This is a genomic window from Streptomyces sp. NBC_00271 (genome assembly GCF_036178845.1).
GTDB lineage: Bacteria > Actinomycetota > Actinomycetes > Streptomycetales > Streptomycetaceae > Streptomyces.
Map to the genome: position 1 here is coordinate 558,758 of NZ_CP108070.1, position 15,353 is coordinate 574,110.

General features: G+C 66.6%; 9 protein-coding genes and 4 pseudogenes. 7 read left to right on the forward strand and 6 right to left on the reverse strand.

Features of this window, described 5'->3' with window-relative positions:
* Nucleotides 1–322: 322 nt before the first annotated feature.
* The 3 genes and pseudogenes from OG798_RS02950 to OG798_RS02960 form a co-directional block, all read right to left on the reverse strand.
* The gene (locus OG798_RS02950; RefSeq protein ID WP_328756139.1) at nucleotides 323–1,609 is read right to left on the reverse strand and encodes a replication-relaxation family protein; all 1,287 of its coding nucleotides are present in this window, start codon (nucleotides 1,607–1,609) and stop codon (nucleotides 323–325) included.
* Nucleotides 1,578–1,874: pseudogene (locus OG798_RS02955) on the reverse strand (IS982 family transposase); the annotation flags it as partial. The gene OG798_RS02950 and the pseudogene OG798_RS02955, both read right to left, overlap by 32 nt.
* Nucleotides 1,875–1,941: 67 nt before the next feature.
* The gene (locus OG798_RS02960) at nucleotides 1,942–2,283 is read right to left on the reverse strand and encodes a YrdB family protein (protein WP_328756140.1); all 342 of its coding nucleotides are present in this window, start codon (nucleotides 2,281–2,283) and stop codon (nucleotides 1,942–1,944) included.
* 1,851 nt (nucleotides 2,284–4,134) lie between these two features.
* Here OG798_RS02960 and OG798_RS02965 point away from each other — a divergent pair.
* On the forward strand, nucleotides 4,135–4,476 hold the full coding sequence (locus OG798_RS02965) for a hypothetical protein (protein ID WP_328756141.1): 342 nt from the start codon (nucleotides 4,135–4,137) through the stop codon (nucleotides 4,474–4,476).
* A 475-nt stretch (nucleotides 4,477–4,951) separates the two neighbouring features.
* Here OG798_RS02965 and OG798_RS02970 read toward each other — a convergent pair.
* Nucleotides 4,952–5,449: pseudogene (locus OG798_RS02970) on the reverse strand (tyrosine-type recombinase/integrase); the annotation flags it as partial.
* Between the two features lie 233 nt (nucleotides 5,450–5,682).
* On the opposite strand from OG798_RS02970, the gene OG798_RS02975 reads away from it, so the two are divergent.
* From OG798_RS02975 to OG798_RS02990, 4 genes are all read left to right on the forward strand, one after another.
* The gene (locus OG798_RS02975) at nucleotides 5,683–7,380 is read left to right on the forward strand and encodes a zinc ribbon domain-containing protein (protein WP_328756142.1); all 1,698 of its coding nucleotides are present in this window, start codon (nucleotides 5,683–5,685) and stop codon (nucleotides 7,378–7,380) included.
* Between the two features lie 13 nt (nucleotides 7,381–7,393).
* Nucleotides 7,394–9,097 (forward strand): serine/threonine-protein kinase, encoded by a 1,704-nt coding sequence (locus OG798_RS02980; protein WP_328756143.1) that lies wholly within the window; start codon nucleotides 7,394–7,396, stop codon nucleotides 9,095–9,097.
* A 472-nt stretch (nucleotides 9,098–9,569) separates the two neighbouring features.
* Complete coding sequence (locus OG798_RS02985; RefSeq protein WP_147474115.1) at nucleotides 9,570–9,791, forward strand: hypothetical protein; 222 nt, start codon at nucleotides 9,570–9,572, stop codon at nucleotides 9,789–9,791.
* Between the two features lie 207 nt (nucleotides 9,792–9,998).
* Nucleotides 9,999–10,826: an HARBI1 family protein gene (locus OG798_RS02990; protein ID WP_328756145.1), complete on the forward strand. Its 828-nt coding sequence runs from the start codon at nucleotides 9,999–10,001 to the stop codon at nucleotides 10,824–10,826.
* 150 nt (nucleotides 10,827–10,976) lie between these two features.
* On the opposite strand, the gene OG798_RS02995 is transcribed toward OG798_RS02990, so the two are convergent.
* Complete coding sequence (locus tag OG798_RS02995) at nucleotides 10,977–12,608, reverse strand: peptide ABC transporter substrate-binding protein (protein WP_121413731.1); 1,632 nt, start codon at nucleotides 12,606–12,608, stop codon at nucleotides 10,977–10,979.
* A 747-nt stretch (nucleotides 12,609–13,355) separates the two neighbouring features.
* Between OG798_RS02995 and OG798_RS03000 the strand changes: the two are divergent.
* A pseudogene (locus tag OG798_RS03000) lies at nucleotides 13,356–13,556 on the forward strand (aminotransferase class III-fold pyridoxal phosphate-dependent enzyme); the annotation flags it as partial.
* A gap of 13 nt (nucleotides 13,557–13,569) precedes the next feature.
* Here the strand turns inward: OG798_RS03000 and OG798_RS03005 are convergent.
* On the reverse strand, nucleotides 13,570–13,905 hold the full coding sequence (locus tag OG798_RS03005) for a hypothetical protein (protein WP_121413732.1): 336 nt from the start codon (nucleotides 13,903–13,905) through the stop codon (nucleotides 13,570–13,572).
* A gap of 352 nt (nucleotides 13,906–14,257) precedes the next feature.
* On the opposite strand from OG798_RS03005, the pseudogene pknB reads away from it, so the two are divergent.
* Nucleotides 14,258–15,334: pseudogene (gene pknB / locus OG798_RS03010) on the forward strand (Stk1 family PASTA domain-containing Ser/Thr kinase); the annotation flags it as partial.
* Nucleotides 15,335–15,353: the final 19 nt, after the last annotated feature.

A 15,353-nucleotide genomic window follows, 5' to 3' on the forward strand; every position in this document is an offset into this window, starting at 1 on the left:
CGCCGTGACCACCCGCCGCACTCTTGGCGCCGGCCCCGAGGCTCCCGCGCAGAACATCCGCGCCGCCCAGGCCGACCTTCTCGACGCACTGCCCGGCGTCCATCTGCCAGACCTCGGCGAGTTGCGAGCCCGCGGAGTCCTCGGAGCCCACCCCACAGCACCACTGAGCCCCCGCCGAACCCTCGGCGCTGGCCGCACAAACGACGCGGTGCCGGATCCCTCCGCTCCGGGCGGGGTAGACGACAGCAGACCGCCTCTCCCCGCCGTGTTCGAGCTGTCACCTTCGACCGTGCGTTCACCGACATCTTCTGGAACCCCTGATTTATGCCTGGGCAGTTCCTTTGGAGCCGTCACGCTCTGGCGGGGCCGGGCTACTTGCTGCGCGAGCGCCGTCCGAAGACCGCTTGGCGCAGCGTCGGATACTGCTGGCGCAGGTCGGTGCGGCAGGAGGGGCAGTGCCGTCCGTCCTCAGGCGGGGCGAACTCGAGGTCGTAGCCGAGCGGGCCGGTGATCGGCCCTTTGCACCGCTGGCACGGCGCGGCCTCGAGGGCGGGCTCGGGTTCCGGTCAGGTTCCTGAGTCCAGCGTTCCCTCTCCACTGCCCACTCCTGTTGCCGTCGCTGCTCTGCTTCCTCACGCCGGCGGCGGCGTTGCTCGTCGCGGGCGTACCAGGCGTCATGGTCGTCGGGGTTGGCGAGGGCGTCGGGGAGGGTTTCCCACTGGCCGTGCCCGCACCGCCACCACACCGCAGTCCGGGGGCCGCTGGTCTGGAGGCGGTCGAGGGTGGTGAAGAGGAGGGGGATGTCGGCGTAGCCGTAGTAGCCGTCCCGTTCTTCGGCGCCGTACCCGCCGCCGGCGCCGTGGTAGCTGCCGGACCAGACGAGCCGGGTGAGCTCCATGACGGTGTTCATGCGGTTCTTCAGGGCCTGCCGGCCGGTCCGGGTACCGGGGTTGAAGACGACCACGACCGGCGGGTGTCCCTCCCGCCCGGTCGACGGGTACTGGGTGCGCCACACCGGACTCTCGCTGCCGAGCGTGTTCTTGGACTTCAGCCGGAAGTAGCGCAGGTACTTCTCGAACTTGGCCGCGAGGGTGTCGGCGGACTCGGTGCAGTTGTCGACCTCCACGAACAACACCGGCAACCCCGCCTCCGGCGCCTCGAGCACCGCGTCCGCGCGGACCCCGGCCCGGTTGCCCCTACTGGTGGTGAGGCTGAGGGGAACCTCGGTCGACCAGGAACCGATCCAGCCCATCCCCTGCGGCTCCGAGCCCCGGGGAGCCGACGCCTGCTCCGTGGCCGTCGGCGTCGGAGCAGGCTGCTGGCGCGGCACGGGCCGGGTCGCCGTGGCAGGGGTGCGGGTGATGGCGATGACCGTCTCGTTGACCGCCATCGCGTGCGGGGCACCCGAACGGGCCGCACCACACACGCCGTCCCGCCCATCTCCCCGACCGGCCGGTCCAGGACCTCCGCTGCCGCGTCCAGCCCGAGCGGCGTCAGGTTCCAGAGCTTGTTGCCGTCCCGGGCGCTGCCCTCCGAGACCGCGAGACCGTGCCGGGCCAGATCCAGGGCCAGCCTCAGTCCGTGTCCACGGCGAGCATCCGTATCGCATTCTTCACCAGTGGCAATGCCGCCTTGAGGCGCTTGTTGTACCCGGACTGCTGCGGCAGGTACGGGAGCATCGCGGCCAAGTGCGTGTGCGCGTACCGCAACCAGCGCGTCTCGGAATGGAAGCCGAGCAGCGCCTGCGCGACCGCGAGGGTGACCAGCTCGGCATCGGCCAGCTGCGGCGGCCTACCCATCCAACGGCTGGCTTCCAGCTCATCATCGACCTTCACGTACAGCACGGTCAGCAGAGTGTCCAGGTCATTCGTCACGCAACGATCTTGGACACCCTCTGTGTGTTCCCGAACGCACCGCGAACCTGATACGGCTGGGGCGGACTCAATGCCTGACCAGCCACAAGACCCGGTCCCACGACAGCAGGTGGTACACGACCAGCACACCGGCGAGCATCACGGCGAGAGTGCGGGATCCCGCCGCGTACAACGCCGCCGCACCGCCGAAGAACACAGCCAGCTCCAGCAGGAACCGCAGCGGACCAGGTGTCGCAATCACCGTCCCCCCGGACCGGGATGCATCGTCTGGGGTGGCGAAGACTCCCCACAGCACGGCCACGATCAGGGGAACGGCAACCACGCAGACATACCGCAGGAAACCAGGCACGACAGCCCATGCCCAGAGCCCGAAGCACACCAGAGCCACCAGCTCCAACACGAACCTCACACCGAGAGACAACGGGTGAAAGCCATACCCGGACGACATACGCGCAGTTCCCTCCGTCGTAGTCCCTCCAGGATCACAGACCGCCGCACGGGAAGTTCAAGAACCACCAGATCAGACATCGGACTTATTCGTCTAGGAGCTGGCTGCATAGGAAGGTCTCCATGAAACCGGGGATTGACAGATTCACCCGCCACTGGCCCTGGACCGACGTGATCACAGGCGCGATCCATCGACTCGACGCCCTCCCAAACCCTGGCTGCCCAGCGGTAACGGCATGTCCCGACGACCTGAACCAGCCCACCGGAGCCGTGGAACCCGGCGCGCACCCGACGCGAAAGCCGGGCCCTCGCCCTGCCCATCACCATCCCAACAAGCCGAAACGGCCCGCCGGAGAAACCGGCGGACCGTCACGAAAGCTCGAGGCTAGGATAGGCGGCAGCCATCCGGGAGGGTGCCAAAATGACTGGCCTTGTCGTGCGCCGGGGCCGCCAACATCGGGTAACTCTTGAAACGGGGCCCCCACCACCCTTCCAGCCCTCCACAGCTGATGGCACCCTCCCGGATGCCCGCCGCTGAGGAATCCGGAACGGCCGCCACCGCGGCGGAAGCCGGGACGATGACGCCGACCGTCACGGCAGCCGAGGCGGCAAGCATTGCGAGGCAAAGGCCCCGACCCTTGGGGCCGGTGCGCTTATTGCGAATCATGGATTTTCTCCTTATTGACACTGAGGGGATTTTTTGATGTGCTTCAGGAATCGGCCCGATGGCCAGCGGATCACTGAGTACCAAGCCAGATCGCCGCGGTTTGGTGAAATGGAGAATCCTTGGGGGGAATTCTTCCTCACCGTGCTGCCTCATTTGCATTTCCAGTGAGGCTGCACTTCAAGTAAGCCTGACCGGCGCAGTATGGTCATGTTCCGAGGATTCGGGACTTGACGGAAGCGAAAGGCATAAGGTATAGGCCCTGCGGAAGCCGCCAGTCAGCCTCTGACCGTTCCGAAGCCCGGCTTATAGCCGCCCCTGGGCGGCCGGACCGCGACAGTCGCATACCGGTGACCGAGTACGTCGACCGCCGGGCTCGGGACAGTCCGCCGACTCCACGCAACTCGGGACAGGCCCGGGACTCCACAAATCTCAGTACAGCTCATGGATGCCGGGCAGGGACCGGGAGTCGGCGGCGGTGGCCGGGGCAGTCGCCACATCCGTGATCACGTTGACACTGTCGGCGGTGCAGGTTTCGGTGACACGGGCCAGAAACCCTCTCCACCTGGCGGTCTGCCCCCTCGGCGTTCCTACCAGGCCTGGACGGCAAAGCCAGCGGCCACGCCACCCAGCCAGACTGCCCAATGTCCGCACGAATGCGGTTGGACCGGCTAGTTCACGCGGAGATGTCGGGCCCCTTCGCTGGGCGGAGGAGGCCTTCGGCGTGTGCTGACGACCAGGAGGTCGGGTGAGCGGTGGTGTGCCGCACCCGGGTCCAGCGGTCGACGTACTCGATCACCGCTACGCGACTATCACGGCCCGGCCGCCAGGGGGGCCAAGCCGGGCCCCCGAACGGCCAGAGGCTGCCTGACGGCTTCCGCGGAGCTCCTACCCGACGCCTCCGGCTCCGTCAAGTCCCGAATCCTCGGAACATGACCATACTGTGCCGCTCAGGCTTACTTGAAGTGCAGTCTCACCGGAAATGCAAATGAGGCAGCACGGCGAGGAAGAATTCCCCAAGGATTCCCCATTTCACCAAACCGCGGTTATCCGGCTTGGCGCTCAGCGGTCGCAACCGATCTACCGACCATCACGCCGAATTCCTGCGGAACATCAAAGAATCCCTCAGTATCAATAAGGAGAAAACTCATGATTCGCAATATGCACACCCCCGATGACACCCGCCACAAGCGACGGGGCCTTCGCCTTGCGAAGGTTGCCGCCTTGGCCGTGGTGGCCGGGGGCATCGTCGTTCCGGCTTCCGCTGCGGTGGCCGCCCCCATGCCCGACTCATCGGCCGTGAACCTGTTCGACAGCCACAGCATGCACGCGCCCAACCTGCCTTCGGACAACAGCGAATGCGTACAGGACGGGCTCCTCAAAAATGGTTTGATGGGTTGGACCTGTAACCCGGGGGACGACACCGCCACGGTGGTGGATCCGAACGGACTGAATCCAAACACGGGTACAGGACTGGATACGGAAGGATGAGCTTCAGCGCGGGGCGACGGATTGCCTGGCCCCCGCGCCCCATCCGAAGTAACGAAGCAACACCGGTTTTTCCAGAACACCTGGCCGACGCACTCCGACGGACCGTCGGTTGCGCATAGGCCCGCACAGGCTTTTCGTGTTTGCCGTACCGTGCTCCTCCTGCCGATTACGGGTGGTGTGCGGTGGGAGTAGAGCTGGAGCAGCGGGCGAACGAGGTGTGCGGCACGAGACCGCCGACTCTCATGCTCTCGGTAGTAAGCGGAGTAGCCGTGTGTCTAGCCGTGAACAACAGGCAAACCCTGCACTCTCAGGCACTCCGGATGCCATCCTGAAGACGAAAGAAGCAGGTAGGAGCCACGGGCTACAGATCCAGTTGCCCTCCTAAAGCGGGTGTCGCAGGTTCGAATCCTGCCGGGGCACCAGCGCAAAGGCCCCGGACTGATCATGGTCCGGGGCCTTTGATGGCAGTCGCCTCTCAGGCAGCAGGCAGACGACGCTTGAGTAGGCGGTCCATGTGGCTGATCGCCTCCCGCTGCGTGTCGTGCACGACGTGCGTGTAGACGTCCATCGTGATGCTGATCTGGCTGTGTCCAAGGATCTCCATGATGACCCGCGGAGCGCCGCAGGCCGCAGTCAGCAGCGTCGCGCAGCCGTGCCGCGCATCGTGCAGCCGAACCACCCGCAGCACGGCGTCGGCAGCGACCCGCGTGAAGGACCGGTAGTCGTTCCGCGGCTCCACCGGTCGGCCGTTCCTCGTCGCGAAGACGTGGCCGTTCTCAGACCAGGCGACACCGGTGCGCGCGAACGCCTCCCGCTGCCGGAGCCGGTGCCACCGGAGCGGCGCGAGGCACAGGGCGGGCATCGGGACCACGCGACTGCGACGGCTCTTGGGATCGTCGTCGTAGAGCATGCCCCTGCGCCGCTGGGTCTGCTGACGGACGTGCAGTACCCGGTTGTCCAGGTCCAGGTCCGACCCCTGGTGGTGGCAGACGGCCACCCCATGGTGGTCCGATGCCGCGATGCTGATGCTGATCGCGACCGCTTGCCATCTCACCGTCATGGCTGCTCAGGCGGCATGAAACGGAGGTCATGCGCCCTCGACCACTGCGCCGGCCTCGCCTTGACCCTGGAGGCATTCAGGTCCAGCGTGGAGATGGAGGGCCTTCACGTCGGGACGCCGGGGGAAGTTCACGAGCGGAGTCGCCAATGACCACCGCATCCACCCACCGCCGCCACAGTCGCTGCCATCCGGTGGTTCGTGCATGCGTCACCGTATCGCTGTTCGTCTGGGCAAGCGCCTGCGGAGGCGCGGCGCCGACAGCGAACCTCGCTAATGATCCGCAGCCTGCGCCCACGTCACAGGATCATGAGGTCTCTCCCGGCTCGCTGGATCCCAGCGGCCGCGCAGCACCCTTGCGACAGGGATTGCCCGGCGACGAGACTCCGCCGCCGACCCCCCATTCGCACGGCGGGCATGCCACCATGCAGCCCGATACCATCCCGCCGGAGGATTACGCTGTCGACGGCATCGCTCGTGTCGAGGTCGCGGCCAACGTGGATGTCGCCGTTCACTGGGTCGCGATGAACCAGTACCACTTCCCATCGATCGTCGACACGACGGCCGGCGGCACGGGCGCCTTCATCAACCCGAGCGGCACCCTGGTCACCTCCCCCGAAGCCGTCCGACTGGACCGTGAACGCATCACCGTCTACGCGGTCAACCAGGCATGGCACCAGGCCCTGGGGGTCCCACTGCCCGCGGACCCCTACGAGCACATGCACGTGCCCGGCAGACCCAAGCTCGAAGCGGCCGTCAACGCCTGTTACCGGCTGGACAAGCCAGGGAAGCACTGTGCCGTCACCATCACACCCGAGATCAAAGTCCACCCCTACACCGCGGCCGACAAGCCGCCGACACTGACGGCGGCCCTTCTGTCGACCTCGGGCTCGGTGGCGGTCCTCTCTGCCGCCATCCCCGGCAAGACGGCCACCGTCGCGCTCGGACCGGCCCCCCAGGCCGGCAAACCCTGGACGGCGATCAGCTGGCCGACCACACCCACCGCGAGAGCCAAACCGGCCACCGTGCAAGGACGGTACGCCGCGAACAGATCGGTATCGGCCCAGGATATCGCCACACTGCGCACGCGCCTGGGAACCGGGATGTCCGGAGCGGTTCTCGTGAACGCTCGCGGTGCGGTGACCGGCATGCTGAGCCCCACCGGCCACTCGGTGGATGTGGTGCCCCCCGACCGGATCACCGAGGCGCTGGACAAAGGCGGCGTACAGTCCGCACGCGGCCCTGGCGACTCCAGCATGGCCAACGGACTGAGGCTGTACGCCAAGCACGAGTACCGCCACGCCGCGACGTGGCTCCACAGCGCTGCGGACGACACGGGACAAGGCGCAGTGGCCGTCCGCTATCACGAGGCCGCGCATGCCAACTCCGGCACGCCCGCCGACAAGAGCGACGAAGTCGACGCGCACACCGGCCACAACCCCGCCGCCTCCGGCACCAACTGGACCGTGATCGGGCCGATCATCGGACTTATCATCCTGGCGGTCGGCGCGCTGGTGTTCGCCCTGAGGCACCGTCGACTGCGTCTGGCCGAGGAGACGGCTGCGGCTGGTCCGTCGCTCGCCGACGCCAGGGCCACGTTGGTTTCCACATTGTTCCGGGGATTCAGAGCGGCAAAAAACGAGCCGGCCACGGCTCCAATCGGCTCCCCACCCTCCGCCGGGGAGGATCGCGAGCGTTCGGCGCCCGACCAACCGGAGCCGTACCAGGAAGAGGACGCCGCAACGCCGTCGAAGACCCAGGGCACCTACTGCGCACGGTGCGGCGCCTTCCTCTCGCCCGGCGACCGTTTCTGTTTCGCCTGCGGCGCCGCCTCCCCCAGACGCTGAGGACCCGATCGCGATGCCCACCCAACCGCGTATCACGCTGGAACCCGGCGAGGAACTGGCCGGCTACCGCATCGAGTCCTACATCGCCCGCGGCGGCATGGCCGTCGTGTACCTGGCCAGGGACATCTCCCTGGGACGGCCGGTCGCCCTGAAACTCCTCGCCCCCGAACTCAGCTCCAATGCGAACTTTCGTGCCCGCTTCATACGGGAATCGGAGCTGGCCGCTTCGGTCGACCATCCCAACATCCTGCCGATCTACCAGGCAGGCGAGGTGGACAACGTGCTCTACATCGCCATGCGGTACGTCGACGGTGAGGACCTGGCCGCACTTCTCGACAGCCGCGCCCACGCGCCGGAAGGACACGGCCAGCTGACGGTGGCCGAGGCCATGTCCCTGTTCACCCAGGTCGCCGGTGCGCTGGACGCCGCCCACGACGTAGGGCTGGTGCACAGGGACGTCAAACCCGGCAACATCCTTCTCTCCGACGCCACCCTGCCGCTCTCGCAGCGCCACGTCTACCTCACCGACTTCGGACTGACCAAGCGCTCGGCCAGCCTGAACGGCCTGACCACCACCGGCCACTTCCTCGGCACACTCGCCTACGTCGCCCCGGAACAAATAGCCGGCCGCCCTCTCGACGGGCGAACGGACATCTACTCGCTGGGCTGCGGCATGTTCCAGGCGCTCACCGGCCAGGTGCCCTTCCCCTGCGACGACGACGCCGCCGTCCTGTGGGCCCACATGTCCGAGCCCAGACCGAACGTGTCCGACTACCGCAACGACCTTCCACCGGCCGTCGATGCGGTGCTCAAGCGTGCCATGGCACGCGCGCCGGAAGACCGGCAGCAATCCTGCCGGGCAGTCATCGAGGAGCTACGACGGACGTTCCGCGCCGCACCAGTACCAGTACCAGTACCAGTACCGGAAGCGGAAGCGGCGCAAGGCCGACCGGTCAGCGCCACATCGCATACCCCCGCACCGCCCAACTCCCCACCCCTACGCCGCCACGCTCCGAAACGGCCGGGGCCGGCCCCGAAGGCTGCGGTACGGCAACGGCGGCCCCGGGGACCAGCCCCACCGCACGCCCCCCGCACCCGAACCAGACGCCGGATACTCGGGCTGCTGGCCGCCCTGGCCGTCGTTGTGGCCGGTGTGCTCACCGCGGTGTTCACCTCACGGCCCGACAACTCCTGGGTGGACACGGGGACGCAGGCGGCTCCCTTCCGGCTCGAGCACCCACCGAACTGGCAGTTCCACCCGGCCACCGACGCGGTGATGTACGCCGACACGTCCAGCCATCTCATTGGCCTCTTCACCGACGGTGACACGGAGGCATGGCAGCGCGCCGGGAAGATCGTGGACGCCGATCCGGCCAACCTCACCGGCATCATGCTCCGCCATACCGGGGAAACGCAGAAGCTCAACACCTCCGCCGAGGCAGCCGACGTGATCCGCGCCAGCCCCGCTTTCCGTCACGACGCCCTCGGTAAGCCGGTGCCTGCGCGCGTGGACGGCGTCAAGGGCTGGCGCCTGAACGGAACACTCACCAATCCGAACAGCGGCGGCACACCCGACAAGATCGCCTACAGCTACTACGTCCTCAACATCCCCAACGGCACAGCACATCTCGTCTTCTTCGCACTGCCCGACCGAATGGCCGATCAAGACCACACCTTCGCCCGGGTACGCGACACCATCCAGCTGCCCAAGGACTGACCCAGGCCCTTACGTATGCCTTCCGGCAATGCGGCGTGCGGAACCGGCACATCCCATCCCAGCCAGGGCAGTGCCTGTGGCATGACACCCAGGTCCGGCATCGGCGCGCTCGATCACCGCCACTGATGCCCCTCCCTCAAGACGGCCCCTGGGCGGCCGCGCCGGGGTCCCGAAACGGCAGGGGTTTCCCGGCCGCGTCTCCACGTGCTTTTACCCGATGTACCCGGATCTGTCGAGTACCGAGTTTTCGGAACATGACCACACTGTGCCGGTCATGCCTACTTGGAGTGCAGTCTCACCAACAAGCAAATGAGACAGCACGGCGAGACGGAACTCCTGCAAGGACGCTCCCTCTCACTAATCCGCGGGTCATCCCGGCACCTGAGCCACAGTTCTAACTGATGCACGGGCCAATACGCCGAATGCTCGCGACACATCAAAGAAACCTTCAGTATCAATAAGGAGAAAATTCATGATTCGTAATAAGCGCACCCGCGACGGCACCCGCCCCAAGCGACGGAGCCTTCGCCTTGCGACGGTTGCCGCCTCGGCTGCTGTGGTGGCCGGGGGCGTCATCGTTCCGGCTTCTGCCGCGGTGGCGGCCCCGATGCCCGCCTCGCCGGTCGTGAGCCATGTCGACAGCCACGGCAAGCACAGCTATCCCGACACCTTCCCGGAAATACGTCGCAGGTAATACCCAAGACGGACACGGCGCGAGCAGCGACGCCAGCTAGGAGGTGACTGTCGCGGACAGTATCGAGTGAAGTCTTCTCGGCAACGTGACGGTTGCGGTGTGTGATGATGCCGGACGGCGGGATGGTGACTCGGCGTCAGACATGAGTGAAGCCCCTGGTAGGAACGAGTCTGCGAAGATCACGTTCCGTACAACCAGAGGCTCCACGTGGCGTCCAGTATCACCTACACCGCCGTGCTCGATGTCCGCAGGGCGACCGCCGAGCATCTCGCGAAGCTGCTGCGCGGGCACCGCGAGCAGCTCGGGACCCGCAAGGGCACTCGCGCGCTGGGCGTCTTCAAACAGGCGGTGTTCGTGCTGCGCTGGTTCGTCGACGGTACCCGGCTGGCCCAACTCGCCCGGGACAACGGCATCTCGGTACCGACCGCCTACCGCTACCTGCACGAAGGGCTGACGGTGCTCGCCAACCACGCTCCCGATCTGTCCACCGCGCTGGAGAGGGCGGCGGCGGCCGGGTACACCCACCTCAACCTGGACGGCACGGTCATCCGCACCGACCGTGTGGCCGCCGCCGGCCCCAACGGCGCGGACCTGTGGTGGTCGGGGAAGCACAAGCACCACGGAGGAAACGTGCAGGTCATCGCCACCCCGGACGGCTGGCCCCTCTGGGTCTCCCCGGTCCGCCCGGGCCGCGAGCACGACACCACCTGCGCACGGGCCCACGGGCTGGTCGACGCCCTGAACCGGCTCGCCGCCATCCTGGGCGTCCCTACCCTGACCGACCTCGGCTACGAGAACGCCGGGCCCGGCTTCCGCCACCCGGTCAAGAAGCCCAAGGGCGGTGAACTCGCCGACCCCGACCTGGCGTTCAACGCCGTGATCCGAGGCGTCCACGCTGTCGCCGAACGTGCCAACGCCCTGCTGAAGGTCACTTTCAAGGCCCTGCGCAGGGTCAGCCTCGACCCCTCGGCCATCACCCGCATCGCCCGAGCCGCCCTCGTCCTGCTCCAGCTCGAGCACGGCCGCACCGCCTGAACGAAGATCACAAAACGTCACGAGACGTTACCGAGAAGAGTTCAGTGACTTCGGAGTCTGGCTGGGTGCCAAGGCCTGTGGCCACAACGCCCGGCCAGGCTGCCGCGGGCAGCTGGTTTCACGCAGACGGCCGGCCGTGACGGGGCACGGTCAGCCGACCTTGATTTCTTCGTACACCGGAACGCCGAACTGGTTCAGCGCCACATTGGAGAGCTTCTGCGAATAGCCGGCCGTGCCGTGCCCGTACCAGAGGGGAATGCTGGCCATGTCATCCCGGACCACCTCCTCGGCCTGCTGGAAGATACCCACAGCCTTTGCTCTGTCGGTCTCGGTGTTGGCCCTGCCTACCAGGTTGTCGAATTCCTTGTTCGACCATTTTCCGTCGTTCGATGACGCGCCGGTGTAGTAGAGCGGCTGCAGGAAGTTCTGGATCAGCGGATAGTCCATCTGCCAGCCGCCGCGGAAAGGCCCTGTCATCTTGTACTGGGTGATCTGGTTGCGGAAGTCGGCGAACGTGCCGATCGGGTTTCCGACACAGGCTCTGTCGTTGCCGAGCGCGTTGTTGATGGAGTTGCAGGCCGCGTCCACCCACTCCTTGATAGAGGCGTCCGCGTTGTACGAGATCTTCACCTGACCGCCGGGGAGGCCGCCGCCCTCCTGGACCAGCTTCTTCGCCTCCTCCGGGTGGTACTCGCAGGCTTCACCGCACAGGCCCGCCTTGAAGCCACCGCCCTCACCGAGGACCGGCGAGGTCCAGTCACTCGCAGGGGTACGACTCTTCTGGAAGATCGTGTCGATGATCTGGTTCCGGTCGATGGCCATGGACAGGCCCTTGCGGACCTTCTCCGTCCCCGGCTTGGACCACGCCTTGTCATAGAACGGGAAGGCCAGGGTCTCGATGCCGCCAGCCGGGATGTTGATGAACCGACCATCGAGGTCGGCCTGCACATTTCTGAGCTGTGACAACGGCACCCCGGTGACGAGGCCGAGATTTCCCGCCAACAGATCGGTGTAGGCGGTGATGCTGTCGGTGTAGACCTTCAGGTCAACTCCGCCGTTCTGCGCCTTGTCGTCTCCCGAATAGCCGTCCCATCTGCGCAGGGACATCCCCGAGGCGCGGGTGTACGACTCGACGGCGTACGGGCCGTTGCCGATCGGCTTCTTCAGCCAGGTGTCGTGGTCGTCGAAGAACGCACGGGGAAGCGGGGCGAAGGTCGCATAGCCGAGGGTCTCGGGGAAAGTCGAGAACTTCTGGTTGAGCCGGACGGTGAAGGTGTGGCCGTCAACGATCACGAGGCCCGACAGCGTATCGGCGGTCTGGCTGCCGGATGCCGGATGGACCTTGTCGTATCCGTCGATGTAGCCGAAGAAATAGGCGTTCCGCTGGTTGTTCTTCAGGCTTGCGCCGTAGTTCCAGGCGTCCACGAAGGATTTCGCGGTGACCTTCTCGCCGTTGCTGAAGGTCCAGCCGTTCTTGATGGTGATCGTGAAGTTCTGCGAGTCGGAGGTCTCGATCTTCTCGGCGAGCATGTTCTCGGCCTTGCCGGTCTTCGCGTCGTACCGCTTCAGGTTGCGGAAGATCATGTCCAGGACCGTGGTACCCAGCGACTCGTTTGTGTTCGCCGGCTCGAGCGGCTTCTGCGGGTCGCCCCAGGAAGCGCTGAGGATTCCGGAGCCGTGGCTGCCGCTGGTGCCGCCGTCGCTCCCGCCTCCGCAGGCTGTCGCCGCGAGAGCGACCGCCACCGCGTTCACGACCCATCGGGCGTACGTGGTTCCCCTCATGGACTTCCTCCTCGGAGTGCTCGGCCCCATGCCCGGTCCCCTGCTCGGCACCCCGCCCGGTCCCACTGCTCTGTCTCAGCCCTGGGTTACGTACGGACCAATATCGCCCCATACGCCATGAATCACACACTCACCCCGCCCATGACGGCCGAGGGTCATCCGGATACATGCATTGCTGGAGTTTCAACGAAGCCAGCACGACTGACGGCACCGCAAGCACGAGAATCCGGGGAGTCCGAAACATGCCGCGGCCGATCGGACGCTTACAGGCTCCGCGCTCTGGTTGTTCAGGCCAATCATCAGCTGTACCTTCTCCTCCCCAACGACAGCCTGCACACGCAGCAGGGGCGCAGGGCTCCGGCGCAGTCTTGTGGCGTCAAGTTCGTGACGATCTGCCAGCTCAGCGGCGGGGCAGTGCAACAGGCACGGCTTCCAAGAGCAGCGAGGCCGACCGGGCTGCCCAGGACGGGGAAGACGGTACGGACGCGAGCGGCGACGTTCGGCAGCAGCAGCGGTAGGCGTAGAGCGTGAAGGCACGTGAGTGACATCGTCCAAGCCGTCGCCGGACTGCTCTCACAACGTCCGGCTCCCGTCCCCGTGTTGAAGTGATCTCCAGGGTTCCAGGCCCCATGACTGCCTGCACCCGGTTTCGGATCCCACCACTCCGTCAGCTATGCATGGCGGCTCGGGCAGGTCATTCCCGGTGGGCCTCTATGACGCCGGGCAGGGGCAGATGACGGCGGTGCGGGGCGCGGGCTGTGGGCCGGGATCGACGACTCCCCCTCGTACGGCACTGGGCGGGAGATCTCCGAGAAGCTGATGGACCGGGGCGTGTTGGTGAAGGACACCCACGGGTCGACGATCCGGATCGCGCCGCCGCTGGTGATCAGCAAGGAGGACCTGGACTGGGGGCTGGACCAACTGCGGGCCGTACCCGGCGTCCGGTAGTCCGGGCGCCGGGTCAGTGCCTGGTCTTGGCCTTGCTCCTGCTCTTCTTGGACTTCTTGCTGCTGTGCGAAGTGCCGGACGTCTTGACGGGCTTGGTGAAGGAGCCGCCGCTGACCCAGTGCTTCTTCTCCGTGCCGCCGTAGTACCAGGCGCCGTCGACGGCGGCCTTCACGGACGAGCAGTTCTTGTTCTCGACGACCTTGTAGCCCTTGCCGGTGCTGTAGCTGCCGCGGTCGACGCAGCGTTTGGACGATCCCGAGGAGGAGCAGCCCGTGAGGGCCGCGGCGAGCAACGCCATGCCGCTGAGGACAACCGTGCCCGTACGCAGCCGCCGACGTATGTCCGCCATGTTCGTCCACTCCCCTTGTCGTTGTGTGCCGTGTGTCCTGACGCCCGGCCGCCGCTGTCCGGTTCCGGGGCTCCCACTACAGTTCGCTTTGCGCTCCTTGGAATGGTGTGCGCCCTGCCGCCGCCCGCGCAACGGCAGAGACGGCACTGTCACGTTGTTGGGTGTGTGGAGATCTGGCGGCGTGTCAAACGAGGGTGTACGACTGAGTGCCGGTCTAGATCCAAATACCTCGGCATCAAACGCCATCGCAGCGACCCCGCACAGCGAGCCGGGTACCGTATGCCCGAACAGCACACCGCCGGACCACACGCGGGTGTGGTCGGGACCGACGGAGAGGGCTGGTAGGAAAGCTATGGAAGAGCCGCGTCGCCTCGGCGGCCGGTACGAGCTGGGCCATGTGCTCGGCCGTGGCGGCATGGCCGAGGTCTACCTGGCGCACGACACCAGGCTCGGCCGCTCCGTGGCGGTGAAGACGCTGCGCGCGGACCTCGCACGCGATCCGTCCTTCCAGGCCCGGTTTCGCCGGGAGGCCCAGTCGGCCGCCTCGCTCAACCATCCCACGATCGTCGCGGTGCACGACACGGGCGAGGACCACATCGACGGGGTCTCGATCCCGTACATCGTGATGGAGTACGTCGACGGGTCGACGTTCCGCACGCTTCTTCACAGCGGCCGCAAGCTGCTGCCGGAGCGGTCTATGGAGATGACCATCGGCATCCTCCAGGGCCTGGAGTACTCCCACCGCGCCGGCATCGTCCACCGCGACATCAAGCCCGCGAACGTCATGCTGACGCGCAACGGCCAGGTCAAGGTCATGGACTTCGGCATCGCCCGCGCCATGGGCGACTCCGGCATGACGATGACGCAGACGGCCGCAGTCATCGGCACCGCCCAGTACCTCTCCCCGGAGCAGGCGAAGGGCGAGCAGGTCGACGCGCGCTCGGACCTCTACTCGACCGGCTGCCTCCTCTACGAGCTGCTGACAGTCCGCCCGCCCTTCGTGGGCGACTCCCCGGTCGCGGTGGCCTACCAGCACGTCCGCGAGGAGCCGCAGCCGCCGAGCGTCTTCAACCCCGAGATCACGCCCGAGATGGACGCGATCGTGATGCGGGCGCTGGTCAAGGACCCGAACTACCGCTACCAGTCCGCCGACGAGATGCGTTCCGACATCGAGGCCTGCCTCGACGGCCAGCCGGTCGCCGCCGCAGCGGCCATGGGCTCCGTCGGCTACGGCGGCTACCCCGACGATCAGCCGACGACGGCTCTGCGCACGGACTCCAGCGCCGGCCCGACCACGATGCTGCCGCCGATGAACCGCTACAACGAGCGCCCGGACCGTCGCCGGCAGAAGAAGAACAACACGTCGACGATCCTGCTGGTCGTGGCCGGTGTGCTGCTGCTGGTCAGCGCGATCCTCATCGGCAAGTGGTTGGGCAAGCAGTTTTAGA

What these genes read in the sequence shown, in the direction of transcription:
- OG798_RS02965 (WP_328756141.1), top strand. Translation starts at nt 4,135, where the DNA reads ATGATTCGCAATATGCACACCCCCGATGACACCCGCCACAAGCGACGG.
- OG798_RS02995 (WP_121413731.1), bottom strand. Translation starts at nt 12,608, where the DNA reads ATGAGGGGAACCACGTACGCCCGATGGGTCGTGAACGCGGTGGCGGTC.
- OG798_RS02980 (WP_328756143.1), top strand. Translation starts at nt 7,394, where the DNA reads ATGCCCACCCAACCGCGTATCACGCTGGAACCCGGCGAGGAACTGGCC.
- OG798_RS03005 (WP_121413732.1), bottom strand. Translation starts at nt 13,905, where the DNA reads ATGGCGGACATACGTCGGCGGCTGCGTACGGGCACGGTTGTCCTCAGC.
- OG798_RS02985 (WP_147474115.1), top strand. Translation starts at nt 9,570, where the DNA reads ATGATTCGTAATAAGCGCACCCGCGACGGCACCCGCCCCAAGCGACGG.
- OG798_RS02975 (WP_328756142.1), top strand. Translation starts at nt 5,683, where the DNA reads ATGACCACCGCATCCACCCACCGCCGCCACAGTCGCTGCCATCCGGTG.
- OG798_RS02950 (WP_328756139.1), bottom strand. Translation starts at nt 1,609, where the DNA reads ATGCGATACGGATGCTCGCCGTGGACACGGACTGAGGCTGGCCCTGGA.